1 pseudogene is annotated in these 599 nt (G+C 70.8%); it reads right to left on the bottom strand.

The features are described 5' to 3' along the window. Positions 1–599, bottom strand: a pseudogene (locus tag FQ755_RS04270) (4-hydroxy-2-oxovalerate aldolase); the annotation flags it as partial.

Genomic DNA, 599 nt, shown 5'->3' with positions numbered 1-599 from the left:
AGCCCGTACAAGCCGCTGGCGATGTTGGCGGCGGCGATATGCGGCGTCTTCGGGCTCAGGAAGGCCTCGCTCTCGCGCGCCAGCGCCGTCACGCGCTCGAAGCTGGTGTTCGCGGCATGGCCCTCGCGCTCCATCGCGGCCACCAGCGTCTCCAGCTGGGTATTGCCGGCGCCGGCGCCGAAGCCCTTCACGCAGGCGTCGACGATGCGCGCGCCCTGCTCCAGCGCCACCAGGCTGTTGGCCACCGCCAGGCCGAGGTTGTTGTGCGCGTGGAAACCCACGTCGACGCGCAGCGCCTCCACCAGCAGGCGCACCTTCTCGCGCACCAGGTTCGGCGTCGAATAACCGGCGCTGTCCATCAGGATCACCGCCTGCGCGCCGTAGTCCTGCATCAGCCGCGCCTGGGCCAGCAGCACCTCGGGCGGCGCCATGTGCGACATCATCAGCACGCCGTAGGCCACCCGCCCCGCGCGCCGCGTCTGCTCGATGAAGCGCCGCGAGACATTGGCCTCGGTGCAGTGGGTGGCCACCCGCACCACGTCCACGCCGGCCTCGATCGCCAACTCGATGTCGGTGGCCTTGCCCAGCCCCGGGATGAA

It is taken from the genome of Paraburkholderia sp. BCC1885, from assembly GCF_900996235.1.
GTDB lineage: Bacteria > Pseudomonadota > Gammaproteobacteria > Burkholderiales > Burkholderiaceae > Paraburkholderia.
The sequence above is the reverse complement of the archived record's forward strand: the minus strand, read 5'-3'. Positions and strand labels throughout refer to the sequence as shown.